Origin of the sequence: Cognatundibacterium curvum (genome assembly GCF_014284235.1) — a bacterium.
Taxonomy (GTDB): Bacteria; Pseudomonadota; Gammaproteobacteria; order Burkholderiales; family Burkholderiaceae_D; genus Undibacterium; species Undibacterium curvum.
Map to the genome: position 1 here is coordinate 35,744 of NZ_JACOGD010000010.1, position 16,916 is coordinate 52,659.

Consider the following 16,916-nt stretch of genomic DNA (forward strand, 5'->3'; position numbering starts at 1 on the left):
TGGCGCAATATCGGCCGCGTAGCTTGCTTTTCACCCTTAATTTGCTGAAAAAACAGGCGAACTTTCCTTATCCTGCACCTATACTGGGTACAACAGAGTAAACTAGCGTCCCAAATATCTTGTCGCATCCTGCGATACGAGCGAACGAGCGAGCATCGCCATGTCAGAAAACACCACCCCTTTATCTTTTGCCGACCTAGAATTGAGTGCGCCACTGCTGCGCGCGCTGCAAGACGTCGGTTACGAAACCCCGTCGCCGATTCAGGCGGCCACGATTCCTTATTTGTTGGATAACCGCGATGTACTGGGCCAGGCCCAGACCGGTACCGGTAAAACAGCGTCTTTCGCATTGCCTATTTTGTCGCGCATCGACATCCGTCAAACCACGCCACAGGCCTTGGTATTGGCGCCTACCCGTGAACTCGCGATTCAGGTCGCGGAAGCGTTTCAGACTTACGCGCGTCATATTCCCGGCTTTCATGTACTGCCTATTTATGGCGGCCAGAGCTATGGTCCGCAATTATCGGCGCTGCGCCGTGGCGTGCATGTGATCGTCGGCACACCGGGCCGCGTGATCGACCATCTGGATAAAGGTTCGCTGGATTTGTCCGCGCTCAAAACCCTGGTGCTGGATGAAGCCGATGAAATGCTACGTATGGGCTTTATCGATGATGTCGAGCGCATCCTGCAAGAAACGCCGGAAGGCCGCCAGACTGCGCTGTTCTCCGCCACCATGCCATCGGTCATCAAGCGTATCGCCCAGACTTACCTGAATAAACCAGCCGAAGTCACCATCGCCGCCAAAACCGGCACCGCCGACAATATCCGTCAGCGTTACTGGCTGGTTTCAGGCATGCATAAACTGGATGCGCTGACCCGTATTCTGGAAGCAGAAACCTTTGACGGCATGATCATCTTTGCGCGTACCAAACTGGGTACCGAAGAGCTGGCTGCCAAACTCGATGCGCGCGGTTTTTCCGTGGCCGCGATCAATGGCGACATTAATCAGCAGCAGCGCGAGCGCACTATCCAGCAACTGAAAGACGGCAAAATCGATATTCTGGTCGCGACCGATGTGGCCGCGCGTGGTCTGGACGTAGAGCGTATCAGCCACGTCATTAATTACGACGTGCCATATGATCCGGAAAGCTATACCCATCGTATTGGCCGTACCGGTCGTGCCGGTCGCAGCGGTGAAGCGATCCTGTTCATCACACCACGCGAAAAAAATCTGCTCAAAGCGATAGAACGTGCGACCCGTCAGCCGGTATCGCCACTGGAATTGCCGACCATACAGACCGTGAATAATGTGCGTATCGCACGTTTCAAAGATCAGATTGCCACCACGCTGGCACAAGGCGGACTGGAAGAATTCGCCGCCGTGATTGAAGACTTCGAACAGGAACACAATGTGCCTGCAATCGAAATCGCAGCGGCACTGGCGAAAATGGCGCGTGGCGATGAGCCGCTGCTGTTGGACAAAAACTATCGCGAAACTAAAGCCGATGACAGCTGGCGCGAAGAGCGTGCGGGCCGTAACGATCGCAATGACCGTAATGACCGCAATGATCGCGCCCCACGTGAGCGTGGCGATCGTTTTGAGCGTACTGATCGCGCTGAACGTGGTCCGCGTCGCGAACATAGTCCGCGCGTTGCCGAACCTGGCATGCAGACTTACCGCATCGCAGTTGGTCATGAGCATGGCGTTAAGCCAGGCAATATCGTCGGTGCGATTGCGAATGAAGCCAATATCGAATCGAAATTCATCGGTCGTATCGATATTTATGACGACTACACCATCCTCGATCTGCCGGATGATTTGCCGGGCGAGATGCTCGATCATTTGAAATCGGTACGCGTGGCCGGGCAGTCTTTGCGCATCAGTGCAGAGAACGGTAATGCAGCGGGCGCTGATTTCTCTGCACCACGTGCAGCACGTTCGGACCGTCATGAGCGCACTGAACGTGCAGAGCGCACAGAGCGTGCGCCACGTATCGCTGACAGCGCACCGGGCAGCCGTCTGAATCAGGTGGTAGACCGTGCCTTCAGCACACGTGAAGAACCGGAAGAGCGCGCCGCTAAGCCGAAAAAGGACAAGACCAAGGTCGCGATCCCTATGCAAAGCTATCGCATCGAAGTCGGTAAACAGGACTCAGTCACACCGTCGAATATTGTGGGTGCGATTGCAAACGAAGCCGGACTGGAAGCCAAATACATAGGCCGCATCGAAATTTTTGACGACCACAGCACACTGGATTTACCAGACGGTATGCCTAAGGAATTGCTGCAGCAACTGAAGGGCGTCTGGGTCGCCGGTAAGCAAATCAAGATCAGCTCAATCGGCCCGTCCAGCGGCGGTATCGCTCAGGATTTCCCGGCTGGTGCCAAACGCAGCGGCGGTGATCGTCGTGTCGCAGAAAAAGCTGGCGGCAAACCGGGTGTGAAATCCTTTGCCGGTGCACCACGCAGCGGCGAGCGTCGTCCTTCTAAGTTCGATAAAAACAGCGGTACTTCGCGTCATAAGTCGGGCAAATAAGCTGACAAATCAGCAGACGTAGTATCCACAACTTGAATCACTCAGTTTGTTGTTGTGATCCGGTTCAGAAAACCCCATGCATACTTTTTTGCATGGGGTTTTTGTTTTTGTACACCAACTCAGCGGGTAGAATGGATGGCAAGGCTGCGCTGATTTGCGCTGTCACCTGAATATGAAAGGACCGTCCAGCATGGCCAGCTCTGTGCCTGTAATGCCGTTTTCTGTGCGTGCGCAAATGTTCACGCATCTGGCACTGATGGAAAAATCCGGTCTGTCTGCGCATCATGCGTTTTCTCTGTTGCGTTTGCCGGCGCGGCTGCAACCCCGGGTGCAACGCGCCTTGCGTGAATTAAAGCGTGGTAAGGATATTGCAACCGCAGGCCAAATCGCTGGTTTGTTGAGCGACCTGGAAAGTCAGTTATTGCGCGCTGCCTGTCAGGCGGGCAGCCCGGCTGTGTTGTATCAGCGTCTGGCTGATAACTATACCCAGCGCAGTGCTCAGATTGCGGCAGTCCGCAGCCGCTTGCGTTTTCCTTTACTGATTTTACTGATCGCACTGTGCGTGCGGCCCTTGCCGCAACTGGTCAGCGGCCAGATCAGCGGCACAGCTTATCTGGGTGGATTGTTGCTGCCGTTTTTGCTGTTGGGTGTGCTGGCCTGGCTGCTTTCGCGTTTGTGGCAAACCCTGGAACGCGGCGATTCTGCAATCGCTGACAGCCTGCTGCGGGGCGTGCAGCATGTGCCTGTGCTGGGACGTTTTCAGTTACGCCACGATGCCAGAAATTTTTATGAAAGTCTGGGACTGTTGCTGGAAGCCGGGGTGCCGGTATTTGATGCAGTGCCCAAGGCCAGCCAGACTGTGCGCAATCCGGCTTTGCGCATGCGCTTTCGTGCTGCAGTGAAGGAATTACACGCGGGTCGCAGCCTGTACCAGGCGCTGATGCAAGTACCGGATGGTGGCAGTGGTGCGATCATGCCCTTGTTGAATGTGGCGGAACAAAGCGGCACTCTGAGCGAGACCTTATTGCGGTATGCGGCGCAGGAAAACGCGCAGCTGGCGGATAGCTGGCGTCAATTGGCGGATTGGTTACCGCGTCTGTGTTATGCCGTGATCGCCATCTGGATGGCGATGCAATTATTATCCGGCCCCGGCATCATGCCACGCATGCCAGCCGATGTCGGATTCGGCAATCACGGCAGGCTGCCTGCGGTTGTGAACAGCTGATCCACCCCTGTGACCTGCTGTGCAGCTTTGCACCAAAGTACAATTCACCTGCTGTGCTGTTTGTCTTATCGTGTAGGCATACGTCTACAGGTGAAATCATGAAACAGCCAAACTCCTCAGCCAGATTTTCTGCATTTCCTCTTTCCGCATGTGCCTGCGCTGCTGCCTTGCTGATCTTGTCCGCCTGTGGCGGCGGCAGTGGCTCTGGTAATTCCGGCAGCGATGGAAATGGCGGCGCAGCTGGCGGCAACCCGCCGGTTGTGGCCAAGACTGCACTGGTCATCAGCAAAACAGAAGTCGCCCAGACCCATCTGATACCGCCGGATGGACTGAACTGGAGTACCGCCAATAGCGCGCCTTTGACACTGGCGGCGCAGCGTGATGCGCTGGTCTTGCTGAGACTGGGCAGTGCAGATGCACAAAATCCGGTCGTGGAAGTGCTCAAGGATGGCGTGGTATTAGCCAGGCTGGCTTTGACGCCACCCGCACAATTGCCACCGTCTGAGGGACTCGACACCCCATACGGCAATGATTTCTGGAGCCTGACTTTGCCAGCGAATCTGGTACAGCCCGGCATCAGCCTGCGCGTTTCTGCCAGCAATTACGATTACAGCAAACCTGTGGCGTTGACGGTTGGTGCCAATACCGAATTGCAGATGCAGATACTGCCTTTCGTGCTGTTTGGTGCCAATAATGCCAATACCGGTCTGAATCTGGATAGTGAACGTGTGTTGAATATGGATGCCGCTGCTCAGTTGCGGGCTGCTGCGACCTGGCCCGCCTCACAGGTCAGGATCAGTAATCATCCACTGGGTCAGTTTGTGGCAGATGCGATCGTGATTCCACCCAAGGCTGGCGCTGCTGCGTATGTGGTCAGTTCCCATCATGAAGTCAAAGGCGGTCACCTGATCGAGACCAGCAGTGATTTGGCGTTGCTGATGCATCGTGCTAATGGCGATGGCGCGCTCAACCGTGTTACCTATGCTTCCATCATCGCGATTGATAAAACTATCAAGAATAGTAATCAGCTGGCCTGGATAGGCGGTGGCGTCAGCTGGATAGGTTCCGGCGTCGGTGCCGGTGCGAATACCTATGGTTTGTTATTGCATGAAACCGGACATGCGATGGGTTTGGGGCATTCCGCCAGCGAATACAACGATGCCAGTGGCAGCAAGTTTCCTTACATAGCCGGTTCGATTAAGGGCTCGGCCTGGGGCTTCAATATGGTGACCCGTGAATTCCGTAATCCGCTGATGCCACCGACCGCACCGCGTTTTACCTGGTGCCGCAGCAATAACGGCTATCAGCTTGATGAAAAAGGACGTTGCTATCGCAAAGATCCTATGGATGATGCGGATAATGGCAGCGATCCCAAGTACCCCCTGTCTATGTTTTCTGATTTTAATACGGCGCGCATACAGCGTTGGATACAGGGGCAAATCAAAGTGAACAGTGCATCGGTGACCGGCTTGTCGAGCTGGGACAGCAGCCGTGCGGTCTGGGTTGATTACACACCGAAAACCAGTTCTTACGGTGTCGATGGAATCAAACAGAATTTACCCCTGAGCCAGAATGTGCCTGTGCATACCATCGTCGCGACGTATAGCAATACCGCGACGGCCGGCGCATCGCGCTTTTATGATCCGGTCACACATCAGGGTAATCTGATCGAGACCATTGATCCTATGGACAGCACGCAGCTCAGTAAAATTTTCCCTTACAGTCAGAACGGCAGCAGCCCTGAGTATATGTGGTACTGCCATTCTTCCGGTTGTGATTACACGCTGCGCGTCACCTTCTCCGATGGCAGTCAGATTTACCGCGTATTGAAAGAAGGCTTCAGAAAATACTCTTATCCTGAAACCTTTGATACCGGTGTCAATGACCCGCTCAATGGCAGAAGTCAGCAAAGCTGGGCCATCAATATTCCAGCTAAAAATGCTGCGCAAATCCGCAAGCTGGAATTGCTCGATACGCCACTGGTATGGCGTCTGACACCAGCTCAGATCAGCAGCGCGCGGGTCGTGATGAGCAGTTCTTACTGAGCTGTCAGCCTTCGCGTTTTGTCGCTTTGATTGTGCCGATCAGCTCTTGCAACAAGGCGTCGCGCGCCGGATGGGATGGTCCGGCGGCGTCGCTGAGTGCCCCGGGTGCAATCAGACTCAGTTGCTTACGCTGCCTGACCGTCAGCCCGCTGCCGTGGCTGGCGAAATCCTGAGGCGGCGTTCCTTGCCAAAACAGCTGATGCCATCGTTGCAGATCTTTGTGGCAGGCCGGATGCCAGTGCGCTTGCTGCGCTGCTCCGGCATCGAGTGCGTTGCTCAGACCCAGTAACGGCGTCTGATAACGGTCTTCCAGTGCATTCGCGATCAAATGCAGCAAGCCACCCTGATACACATCAGCAAAATAGGTCTGATGCAGTGCCGGTTCCGCGATGCTGTAAATCTTCAGCTGCTGCGGCTGCAGTGTTTGTTTGCGTAAGGCTGGGCCGAAATGGCTGAGTGCAAATTCCAGGCTGCAGGCGGGCGCAAGCAGTTGCACGCTGGCGAAATCTAAAGCGCTGCCACTCGCGATCATTTGACCCGTCAGTAAGGCACCGGCGCGGTCGCCGACCAGATGTAATTCCAATCCCGCACCACACTCAACACACTCACGTTTCAGTGCGCGCAATACGCGCAGCAGCACATGCAGTGCACGTGGTGGCTGATCAGCTTGTGCCGCCAGCCAGGCATTGTGTTTCATCTGTGTCCAGCGCGCTTTCCAGCCCAGCGCATCGGCCTGCGCTTCTATGCTGCGGTTCAGCGCAGCAGACCGGTTTTGCTGAGCAAATTCCGCACGCAATTGCTGCTCCAGCCCATTGAGGCCATTATTCCAGCTCATGAAGACAGGATAAATACCTTGCGCCAGCCAGGCCGGGGCACTTACGGCATTTTCCTGTATCTGCTGCGCTTCATCGCAGAGACCGCTTTGAGCGATCACTGCCAGCCTGAGCGGGCCACGCTGCCTCGTCTGCGTATGCCAGGTCAGCGGCGCCTGCCGTGCGATATAGTCCACCGTGGCAGCCGCATTGGCAAATGGCAGCAGCCTTTGTATCACGCGCGCGCTGCTATCCAGGATCAGGCTCATGCTGTAAGCCTGATCCAGGCTTAGCGCGGTCTTATTCTGGTGTGAGGGGCGCGGACGATAGGAATGCAGGCTATTGCGCCGGTAGGCGGCCGGTACGCTGCTGATTTGCGTACCGGCGTCATTGCGCGGCACGCCGAGCGCGAAGGTCCAGGCATCGCTGCCATGCTGCAGCCAGTCTTCGTAAGGCAGAATAGCCAGCCCCTGCCTGCCCCAGTCAGCGCCCCAGGAGTTTTGTACCACAAAGCCCAGCATGGTATAGCCGATCAGCGCAAATGCATGCATGCCCTGATTATGCGCATGGGGCTGTATTACCGGTAAATCCTGCAGGCTGAGCACGGCAGGACTGCGACCTGCGCCCGGCTTTTTCGGATGATCCCAGCCTGCGTGTACCGCAGACGACACAAACAGTGCACCGCTTTGCGCGATGGCGGCCTGCATGGCTGTGATATCGTCTTTATCGACGCGGTAATACACACCCAAAGTACAGCTCAGTGCATCGATATCCCAGCCAGGCTGCGGCGCTTCAAATGCTGCCACTGTATCATCCGCTTTGACCGTGTACGGCCACAGACTGGCTGCACACACGCCATGCTTATGCCAGCCTTTTAAAGCACCACGACAGCTGGAACCGGTGTAATCCTCACCCGGCCATTCATCATAAAACTGCGCCAGGTGATACAGCATGCGCGCACTGCGCAGCGTAACTGGCTGACCGCGCAGCCAGTTCAGATAATGAATGACTGCAGCCAGACCAAAACCGGTACAGGCACCGTCGCTGCCCTGATTCATGACATAGTCCGCCAGATAATCCGGCCAGCGCAGACTGACGCAGGCTGCATCCGGAAATTGCTGCGGCAGATGACGCAGCTCCGGTACAAAGCTGCGGTCACGCAGATCGAGCCGGTCGGCATGCGCACCGGTTTGCAGTGCGATGCTGTAAGGGAGTTGGCTGGGTGAGTTGCCTGGCTTAGGCATGCTTGAACGGGTGCGCATGGGTGAGCTCCAAAACAAAGCCCCGCCTTGTTTCCAAGCCGGGGCTGAGTAGTCTGCCGCTGTATTTACTACAGTACTGGCGGATTATTTTTTCGTTTCAGCAGATGCAGAGGCAGAAGCTGGTGCCGATGCCGCAGGTGCTGCGGTAGCGGAGGCGGATGCCGATGCAGACGCGCCGACTATTTCAATCTTTGCTTTCTTTTTCAGGTCTTCCAGCATCTTCTTCAGGTTTTCCTGTTGCAGCTGTTGAGTCAGGCCAGCTTTGATGTCATCCAGCGCAGGCACTGTCACCGGACGGGAATCGTCCAGGATGATCACGTGATAGCCGAACTGGGATTTGACTGGCTCTTCAGTGAATTTACCTTTTTCCAGTTTAGCGACTGCGTCACCGAATTCAGGCACCATGTTACGTGCATTGAACCAGCCCAGATCGCCGCCCTTGTCTTTAGAGCCAGGATCTTTGGAATTGGATTTTGCCAGTGCGTCGAAAGACTTAGGATCTTTCTTGATTTTCGCGATGAGTTCTTTCGCCAGTTCTTCTTTTTCAACCAGAATATGGCGTGCCTTGAATTCATTGCCGCCTGCTGCTGTTTTGAATTTTTCGTATTCTGCTTTCAGTGCTTCGTCAGTCACTGCCGCATTTTTCATATAGTCTTTGACATAGGAATTGGCCAGGATAGACATACGTGTCATTTCCAGCTGTTCTTTGACTTCCGGTGTCTTATCGATGCCTTTGTTGACCGCTTCCTGCGCTACGATGATTTGCATCGCCAGATTGTCGATCACCATTTTGCGGGTTTCAGCATTGTCAGGCAGACCTTGTGCAGCCTGTTGCAACATGATCTGATCCAGTTGTTTTTTGCCGATAGGTGCGCCGTTGACGGTCGCAGCCACAGCATCCTTCTCTGCGGAAGCAGAGGCAGCTTTATCTTTATCATTGCAAGCGCTCAGCGCGAACAGCGCAATGGCACTACCCAAAACGACGCGGGATTTGATCGACATGAATATTTCCTTAAAGTTGAACTGCTTTGCAGCGGATAAGCATTTTTGCATGAGCAACAGGCCCAGGCATTCAAATTAATTTGACGCTGAATTCTACCCGTGAATTTGCCAAGTCATCACGCTTCCTTACTATTTGTAGCGAAAAAAACAGCAAAATCTGTGTAGACCAGGGTTTTTACCGTCTTTAGATGCGAACTCAGCAAGAAAATTCCTTATCTGAGCCAAAAAAATACCTGTCCACAGCGTGTGCGATGGAACCAAGTGCAGCTTTGCGGTTCATAGTCAGGATCATAACAATTTACCTGAGGAGACCACGATGCGCCTGCCGTCCCGCCTGCTGGGCTGTCTGTTGCTGTTGACTTTACCCTGCGGCCACGTATTGGCTGCGGAAGAAAAGACCGATCTGGAGCTGATCAACCGCTTGCGTGATGAGGCGCTCAATCATCCCAAAGCCCATGAACACCTTGGGGTTCTGACCGATGAGATAGGCGCACGCCTGACTGGTTCAGCCGGGCTAAAGAAGGCGGCAGACTGGAGTCAGGCGCAATTACGTACCTGGGGTTTGCAAAATGTGCATACCGAGAGCTTTGCGCCATTCGGGCTGGGCTGGTCCTATCAACATGCCAGCCTGCGTATGCTGAGCCCTATGCCGCTCGATTTGCTGGCGATTCCTAAAGCCTGGACGCCGGGTACCCAGGGTGTGCAGCATGGTCGTGCGGTGATCGCCAGACTCAGCAGCGAAGAAGATTTGCAAAAGTGGAAGGGCAAGCTCAGTGAGGCATTGGTATTGCTGGATGAACCGGTCAGTTTCAAACCACATCTGACCGGTGATGCCAAACGCTACAGCATTCAGGAGCTGGAAGAACTGCAAAAAATGGAGCTGGAACCAGTTGTAACCCGTCGTGCTGATCCGCAGACCGTTCAGAAGCAGCAGCAATTCCAGAAAAAACTGCAAAGCTTTCTGAGTGCAGAAAAAGTGATCGCAACCCTGCATGTATCGCGCGGCGAAGACGGTACCGTATTTGTACAGAGTGGTGGTTCGTACAAGGTGGGTGAATCGGCGCAGATTCCGGCGCTGGTGCTGGCGAGTGAAGCCTATAACCGGCTGTACCGTTTGCTGGAAAAAAAGAAGTCGGTCGAGCTGGAGGTGCAGGTCGATGCGCGTTTTGAAGATGAGGATGCGCAGGCAGCCGTGAATGTGATTGCCGACATCCCGGGCAGCGATAAAAAAGACGAAATCGTGATGCTGGGGGCGCATCTGGATTCCTGGCATGGCGCCACCGGTGCGACCGATAATGCGGCAGGTGTCGCGGTAATGATGGAAGCCGTGCGCTTGCTTAAAGAGTCAGGCTTGAAGCCACGCCGCACCATACGTCTTGCCTTGTGGGGTGGCGAGGAGCAGGGTTTGCTCGGTTCACGTGCCTATGTGCAGCAATGGGTGGCCGCGCGCCCGGAAAGCACAGATCCGGCTGAAAAAAGCCTGCCTGTATTTTTGCGTAAATCTGGCGGGCCACTGCAGGTAAAGCCGCAGCATGGAAAGATTTCCGCTTACTTCAATCTCGATAATGGGGCCGGCAAAATCCGTGGCATCTATGCCGAAAACAATGTGGCGGTGAAACCGGTATTTGATGCCTGGCTGGCGCCGTTCGCCGATCTGGGCGCGAACACCACCACCTTGCGCAAGACTGGCAGCACCGACCATGTGAGTTTCGACAGCGTGGGCGTACCGGGTTTTCAGTTTATTCAGGATCAGATGGATTACATGACTCGTACCCATCATTCAAATATCGATGTGTACGACAAAGTACAAAAATCCGACCTGAGTCAGGCCGCGCTGATTGTGGCCAGCTTCGTAGCGCACGCTGCCAACCGCAATGAATTGTTGCCGCGCAAACCGATGCCGAAAGATCCACCTAAAGATGCAGCTAAGGATGCAAGTAAAGAAGCAAATAAGGATGCCGCCAAAGACGCGACTGAAAACAAAGCTGAAAGCCTGAAATAAAGTGGCTGGCGCTGGCATACAATGCAGGCTGGTGTTTTCCAGAATTTTTCAGCATTTTTTTCAGAATAGGACTTGGTCATGACAGATACAGCAAATACGCCTGTGCCGGATACGCTGGAAGACATGCTGCCGGTCGGTATGATCAGTAGCGGCGGCAGCGTGGCAGCCGCGATGGCCAGTGTGGCGCAGGCTAAGCGTGGCTTGCCCGGCTGGGAAGCATTTCACTATGAAAGAGTGGCGCCGCTGGAGTATGAAATCACCGGCGGTATCGCAGTCAATATCGCCGGGGTCAAAAAATTCCAGGGCGAACACGATACGGTACAGATCACGGAAACTGAGATACTGAATGCGCTGCGCGCAGCCCAGCATCCGGCGCAGGCTGATGTGATGAGCTTGCTGGAGCAGGATTTGCTGGCAGCCGATATTGGCCACAGCCGGACTGCGCAGGCTGGCCATCAGCCTAAGTTTTTGAAAGTGGTGTTTGCACTGCCTGAAGATGAAGCCGGACGCCAGCGCCTGCTGCAGGCCTTTCAATTGCAGGCCAGCTTCTTCGGCGCCAGGGTACAGGCCTGTTCCCTGCATGATCATCATCCGGTGTGATGATGAAGCATTACATCTCTGCGCGAATTGCCGCACCTGTGCTGGGTGCTTTGCTGCCTGTGCTGCTCTATTGCAGCACAGCGCAGGCCGCGCCGCCAGATGGCTATCAGTTGGTCTGGCAAGATCTGTTTCAGGGGAGTCAGCTCGATCTGAGCCGCTGGACGCCAGCTACCTATCTGCGCGATGCGGCACAGCTGACGGCAGACGCAGTCAGCGTGGATGCGCAGGGCTTGCATATACGCACTTACAGCGGGCAGGGTCAGCATTACAGCGGTTTTTTGAGCACAGCCGGTAAGTATAGTTTTCGTTATGGCTATACTGAGTCGCGCATCCGTTTTCAGGATGCACCGGGCGGACATTGCGCATTCTGGCTGCAGTCACCCACGCTGGGAAAATGGACAGGCGACCCGCAACGCTCCGGGGTAGAGATAGACATCATCGAGCACAGACTGACTGATATGAAGGGCAAGGACGTGAGCCAGCTGGCTTCGTTTAACCTGCACTGGGACGGCTACCGCGAACAGCATCAGCACATCGGTGACAAATGGCTGTCGCCTGTGTCACTCGATGGCAGCTGGCATACCTATGGCTTATTGTGGACACCGCAGGAATACGTGTTTTACGTCGATGGCACAGAACGCTGGCGTACCACACAGGCTATTTCACAGGTGGCCCAGGAAATCCGCCTGACCTGTGAACTGAAAGACCGTGGCTGGGCCGGTCCCTTGCTGCAACAAGGCTATGGCACGCGCGAACAAAGTCCGTATCGTATGGATGTGGAATGGGTCAAGGTCTGGCAGCAGCCATAAACCTGGTGCCGCAGCGAACACAATTCGGAGAACAGCCATGCAGAATACATCAATGTGCAAACCTGCTTCGTTAGCTGGAATTTTTGTGCTGCTATTTTGTTGCAGCGGCCAGGCACAGGCCGACCAGGCGGCCGACACCTATGCGTTGGCTGAGCGTATCCTGGCTCAGCTCAGCGATACCCGCTACACCCATCGCGGCCAGGCTGGCGCAGCCGCGCAGCCCGACATCGTGCAGCAGCAGGATGGCAGTTACCGGGTAGTTACCGATTGTTCAGGCTGGGTCAGCTATGTACTCAGCCGCACCGCGCCGCAGTCTATGTCAGCAATCCGCCAGTTCGCGCAACAATTGAAGGACAGGCAGAAATGGCCTCAGGCTTATGTGTATCAGCAGTTTTTTGCTGGTTTAGGCAGCGGCACGGCGCAGGGCTGGCAAGGTGTGCGCGATCTGCGTGAGTTGCGTGCCGGTGATGTGGTCAGCTGGTGTCTGAATCAGCATTGCATGAATGCACCGCCAGATGGCGTGCAGGCAGCGGATACCGGCCATGTGATGATCGCAGCCGGTCCGCTGCAGACCCTGGATGCAGCTGCATTGGCGCAGTTACAGGTGCTGCTGCAGCGTAAGCAATCCAGTCTGCCACCGGCCACGGCGCAAGTCTGGCAAATGCCGGTGATCGATGCATCAACGCTGCCCCATTATGCAGACAGCAGTCGCTCAACAGCGGCAGGGACGTCGGGTTTAGGACGCGGCAATATTTATGTCGCATTGGATGAAGCCGGGCAAGCCTTGGGTGTGCAGTTTCCCGGTGGGGCATTCCGCTATACCTATCGCGGGCCGGATGGCAGACAGCACACCTTGCATGTGAATGCGGCGCGGCCTTTTGCAAATACACCGGGGCAGTAAGCTGGCGTTGGCCGTGTTCAAACAGCCAGCATTACATCAGACTCAGGGTAAAACCACTGAAAAACCGCCCGCCACTTCACGGAACATGCCGGCATGCCCTTTGGCATAAGAAAAGGGGGTGACCACGATCAGATTGACGATTTTGCGCTGACTTACAAAGCCCAGAAAGCCAAAGAAATTTTTGCCGGGCAGACTGCCTTCATATACCACTTCATAGCCATTACCGCCCGCATTCGGACCTATGTGTTCCTCGACAAACTGCAGATCCGGTACTTCATTACTTTGCATCATGTCCTGAATGCCGCGTACATGCGCGAATTTGCGCGCTTCCATCAGTGACTTGGCGACACTTTCGATTATATTCTTAGGAATATCCATCGCTTCCATACTGAGCGCCAGCGAGGTGCCGGTTTCCGGGCAAAACAATTGCAGCCTGCCGTCATCGCTTTGATTTGGGATTTTTTCCCAGTGCCGGTCAGAGATAAAAGTAAATTCTTTATGCGCCCAACGATTTGCCATCTGTGTTTCTCCGTATCGGCATCAGTCTGTGCTGATGCGCTGCTGTTCTCAAGGTAGCCGCCACTGCATCACGTGCCTGATTGTGCCTGATTCAGGCCAGCGGATTGCAAGGCGGGACAGGCATTCTGCCGTATTTCTGCGACTTAGGGAACGGTGACGGAGCCGGTGCGGTAAAAACCTGGTCAGTGTTGGCAAAATGAAGCCACCTCCTGATTGCGTCACTGATGATTTCAGTGATTTTTTTATTTTCAATTTAAATATCTTTTTATACGCGTGGCTGTGACCGGATGGCTAAAATACCAGGTCAACCGTAAGCCATGTCTGTCGTATCCCATGTTCCCGAATCAGGTCATCCATGATTAAGCTGCTTTCTTTAAAACACATGATAATGTTTGTATGCCTTATCTCTGGCGGATTATGTTTTTCACCGTCTTATGCGGCGCATGAAACCCCGCCCTCCCGTCAAGACATCTTTGAGAGCAGGTTTGCAGGCAGGCCAGCAGTGAACCAAACAGGAGACCTGGTCGCAGTAGCCGGGCTGAAAGGCGCAACGGTGATTAGTCTGTTAGATCTGGCCTCTGCCAACTATGATCAGGTGCTCGATATAGATGGAATTTCTCAACTCTATTGGTACCGCTGGTCCAACAGGGACAGCCACGTATTAGTCATCTCTTGCAAGCGAAATCAGCGCGATGTGATGATCGAATTCGATACCTTGAATAAAAAAATCCATCCGCTTAGCGCTACGGATGAAGAGCAAACCGGCAGTTTTTCTACGTATAAAAATAATTACGCATTTACTTATGACCGCTTCTGGAATAAATCCCAAAATCTGCTCAGCGAAATTTCCGCAGACGGTACACGCATACCCGTGCCGGACAGACGTAATTTATTTCAGGCTGACCGGCAACAAGATGGCTTTATCCATGTCGCTTTCCAGGCCGGGCAAATCGTCTGGACTTTCGGTATGGAGCAAGGCAGGCAAACTCAGCTAAAAATTAATGCAATGGATCAACGGCAGGGAAGTGGCCTGATCTCCATTGCCTCTGGCAAGAGTGCAGCCTATTTTCTTTCATCGGTGGATGCAGACACATTAGGCTTAATTGAAGTCAATCTCAAAAATGGTGGGCGGAAAATACTGGCACAAGAAGGCGCTGATATTAAAAAAGTCATCTTACATCCCGACACCGCTGTGCCAGATATCATCGAATATGAAAACTTTGAGCCGATGGTAAAAGTACTGGATAAAGCTGTCGCTGACGATATCGCATTTCTCTCAGCTCAGGGCTTAGGGCCGCCGGGCATCGTTGACCGGTCACCTAAGGATTTATTTTGGATAGTCAAATATGAATTTGGAAACGGTATTCCCGTTTTCTATGTCTACGACCGGCGAAATAAAATCATAAAAAGCATCGTGACCGGTCAGGCGACTACGATCGGTACGAATGAAATTGCGCATGAAACTGCGAAGGAAACAGCGAAGCGGATGCAAGGTTTTTCCATTGCACGCGCTGGCGAACCGGCTTTGTCCGGCTATGTGGCACTGCCGCGTGCAGGTCTTTGTCAGTCGGAAAAATGCCCTGCCGTATTGTTATTGCATGGCGGACCAGGTGAACGTGACTTCGCGGCTTACGATCGGGAGCGATATTGGCTGACGAGTCGCGGCATGATCGTGATTAATGTCAACTATCGCGGATCGAGAGGCTTTGGGAAACAATTTGAAGCGCTGGACAAGCTACAGTGGGATAGTGGCATTCCAAAAGATGTGATGGACGCACTTCACTATGTATTGGCAAACTATCCGGTCGACCCCGGGCGCATCGCTTTGATCGGTACCAGTTTCAGCGGCTATCTGTCGTTCAATTTAATGGCCAGATCAAATCAGTTCAAATGCGCCATAGTCGATTCGGCAAGCGCAGACTTAGTACGTTTTTCGGAAGCCCGTTACGCGACCTACGGAGAACATTCCGATTTACTGAGCAGAATTGGTGACCCGCGTCTGCCTGAGGAAAGAGCACGCTTATTCAAGATGTCACCAGTTAGTAAACTGGATAAGCTGAAAGACGCGAAATTACTCCAGTTCCATGGCGGCAGCGATGCCGTAGTGGGCATGGATATCAATGCGGATTTTTCTCCGGCGCTGCTCAAAGCGAATCCCAATTACACCTTCGTCTATCTGCCTGACGCAAGTCATGGCTTACCGGAAGCACGACAAGCATATCATGCGATATCCGAGTTATTTTTAGCCGATTGCCTGAATATACGGGCTCAGAATTTAGATGTGAAAGAGAGAAATTTGTTAGACGGGCTCATGATCTATGGGCGTAAATTGTTTTTGTCCACAGCGTATTGAGGCTTTAGGGGTGAAAATTCGAGAAAATTGATACCAATCTCAGGGCGAACAATTTCGTGTATATGCCGAATTAGCCTATGATTTTTTGTATTAAATCCTGTGTGAAAGGCATATTTTGACCATACGCGTTTGTCGGATCTATCTCCGTTACGATGACCCAAAAATTTCAACAGACATGGCTTTATCGTATGGCGGAATTGATACGTGGTTAGAAGGAAAAATTAAACAAATTAAAAGTCAGCTCAAGGGAACAGAGGCAAAAGGAGTTGATATTATTAATATTTTTTTATTGGAAAGTCAGCAAAATCATAGTCAGCTTGGGCAGTGGGTAAGAATCATTAATTCGTTTAACTATATGGAAATTATCGACCTTCAGTCATTTGTCGATACTGACCCATTAGTGAATGTACAGCGGTTTATATCGCTGGCATCTCAATTGATGTTAAATGCACCTTGGCCACAGGTACATGCTATCGGGAAGTTACTGGAAAAACCACTTGATAGGGCAGATCTCAATGCGCTCCAATTGTGTATGAACGCACATCAGGCGCAATGGCGTGTGACGGAGTAGTATGCCCTGAAAGATGTAACGCCGCCATCAAAGACTGAATTGGCATCATCAATTATCAGTTTTTATGTCTTTGCCAGCGAACCCTGAGACTTTATTAAATGATTCCCAAAAAATATAAAATCTGTTTTCTGCTATTGAAGGAATTGGTTTCTGCTTACTTATATTGTTTATTCTTTATAAGATGGTTTTTGACAGAGCACTCCCGGTTAGCGCTGAACAAAGAGGATTTCTGAAACATCAATTGGAGGAAATTATTGCGAAGTCCGTTTCTGATGGAGA

The 16,916-nt window shown here is 53.2% G+C and carries 12 protein-coding genes; 9 read left to right on the forward strand and 3 right to left on the reverse strand.

Annotation, left to right across the window (positions count from 1 at the left end; all coding sequences use genetic code 11):
• The first annotated feature begins 160 nt into the window (after positions 1-160).
• From H8K43_RS16845 to H8K43_RS16855, 3 genes are all read left to right on the forward strand, one after another.
• Positions 161-2,536: a DEAD/DEAH box helicase gene (locus H8K43_RS16845; RefSeq protein ID WP_186904932.1), complete on the forward strand. Its 2,376-nt coding sequence runs from the start codon at positions 161-163 to the stop codon at positions 2,534-2,536.
• Between the two features lie 190 nt (positions 2,537-2,726).
• Positions 2,727-3,761 carry a type II secretion system F family protein gene (locus tag H8K43_RS16850; RefSeq protein ID WP_186904933.1) on the forward strand — a complete coding sequence of 345 codons (1,035 nt, stop codon included), beginning with the start codon at positions 2,727-2,729 and terminating at the stop codon, positions 3,759-3,761.
• Positions 3,762-3,859: 98 nt separating this feature from the next.
• Positions 3,860-5,806 (forward strand): M66 family metalloprotease, encoded by a 1,947-nt coding sequence (locus H8K43_RS16855; protein ID WP_186904934.1) that lies wholly within the window; start codon positions 3,860-3,862, stop codon positions 5,804-5,806.
• A 4-nt stretch (positions 5,807-5,810) separates the two neighbouring features.
• Here H8K43_RS16855 and H8K43_RS16860 read toward each other — a convergent pair whose 3' ends face one another.
• Both H8K43_RS16860 and H8K43_RS16865 read right to left on the reverse strand, forming a co-directional pair.
• Positions 5,811-7,880, reverse strand: coding sequence for a C1 family peptidase (locus H8K43_RS16860; protein ID WP_186904935.1), 2,070 nt, complete (start codon positions 7,878-7,880; stop codon positions 5,811-5,813).
• Between the two features lie 84 nt (positions 7,881-7,964).
• Positions 7,965-8,882, reverse strand: a complete 918-nt coding sequence (locus tag H8K43_RS16865; RefSeq protein ID WP_186904936.1) for a peptidylprolyl isomerase — start codon at positions 8,880-8,882, stop codon at positions 7,965-7,967.
• 316 nt (positions 8,883-9,198) lie between these two features.
• Here H8K43_RS16865 and H8K43_RS16870 point away from each other — a divergent pair, with 316 nt between their 5' ends.
• The 4 genes from H8K43_RS16870 (at position 9,199) to H8K43_RS16885 (ending at position 13,194) form a co-directional block, all read left to right on the forward strand.
• Positions 9,199-10,884 carry a M20/M25/M40 family metallo-hydrolase gene (locus H8K43_RS16870; protein ID WP_186904937.1) on the forward strand — a complete coding sequence of 562 codons (1,686 nt, stop codon included), beginning with the start codon at positions 9,199-9,201 and terminating at the stop codon, positions 10,882-10,884.
• Between the two features lie 78 nt (positions 10,885-10,962).
• Positions 10,963-11,484, forward strand: a complete 522-nt coding sequence (locus H8K43_RS16875) for a hypothetical protein (protein ID WP_186904938.1) — start codon at positions 10,963-10,965, stop codon at positions 11,482-11,484.
• Positions 11,484-12,293 (forward strand): glycoside hydrolase family 16 protein, encoded by an 810-nt coding sequence (locus H8K43_RS16880; RefSeq protein WP_186904939.1) that lies wholly within the window; start codon positions 11,484-11,486, stop codon positions 12,291-12,293. Before H8K43_RS16875 ends, H8K43_RS16880 begins: the two co-directional genes overlap by 1 nt.
• 37 nt (positions 12,294-12,330) lie before the next feature.
• Positions 12,331-13,194, forward strand: coding sequence for a hypothetical protein (locus H8K43_RS16885; protein ID WP_186904940.1), 864 nt, complete (start codon positions 12,331-12,333; stop codon positions 13,192-13,194).
• Positions 13,195-13,236: 42 nt separating this feature from the next.
• Here H8K43_RS16885 and H8K43_RS16890 read toward each other — a convergent pair whose 3' ends face one another.
• Positions 13,237-13,713 carry a hypothetical protein gene (locus H8K43_RS16890; protein WP_186904941.1) on the reverse strand — a complete coding sequence of 159 codons (477 nt, stop codon included), beginning with the start codon at positions 13,711-13,713 and terminating at the stop codon, positions 13,237-13,239.
• Positions 13,714-14,068: 355 nt separating this feature from the next.
• Here H8K43_RS16890 and H8K43_RS16895 point away from each other — a divergent pair, with 355 nt between their 5' ends.
• Together H8K43_RS16895 and H8K43_RS16900 are read left to right on the forward strand one after the other, a co-directional pair.
• A complete protein-coding gene (locus H8K43_RS16895) occupies positions 14,069-16,066 on the forward strand; it encodes an alpha/beta hydrolase family protein (protein WP_186904942.1) in 1,998 nt (665 codons plus the stop codon).
• 175 nt (positions 16,067-16,241) lie between these two features.
• Entirely contained in the window at positions 16,242-16,637 is a 396-nt protein-coding gene (locus H8K43_RS16900) for a hypothetical protein (RefSeq protein WP_186904943.1), read from the forward strand.
• The last annotated feature ends 279 nt before the right edge of the window (positions 16,638-16,916 follow it).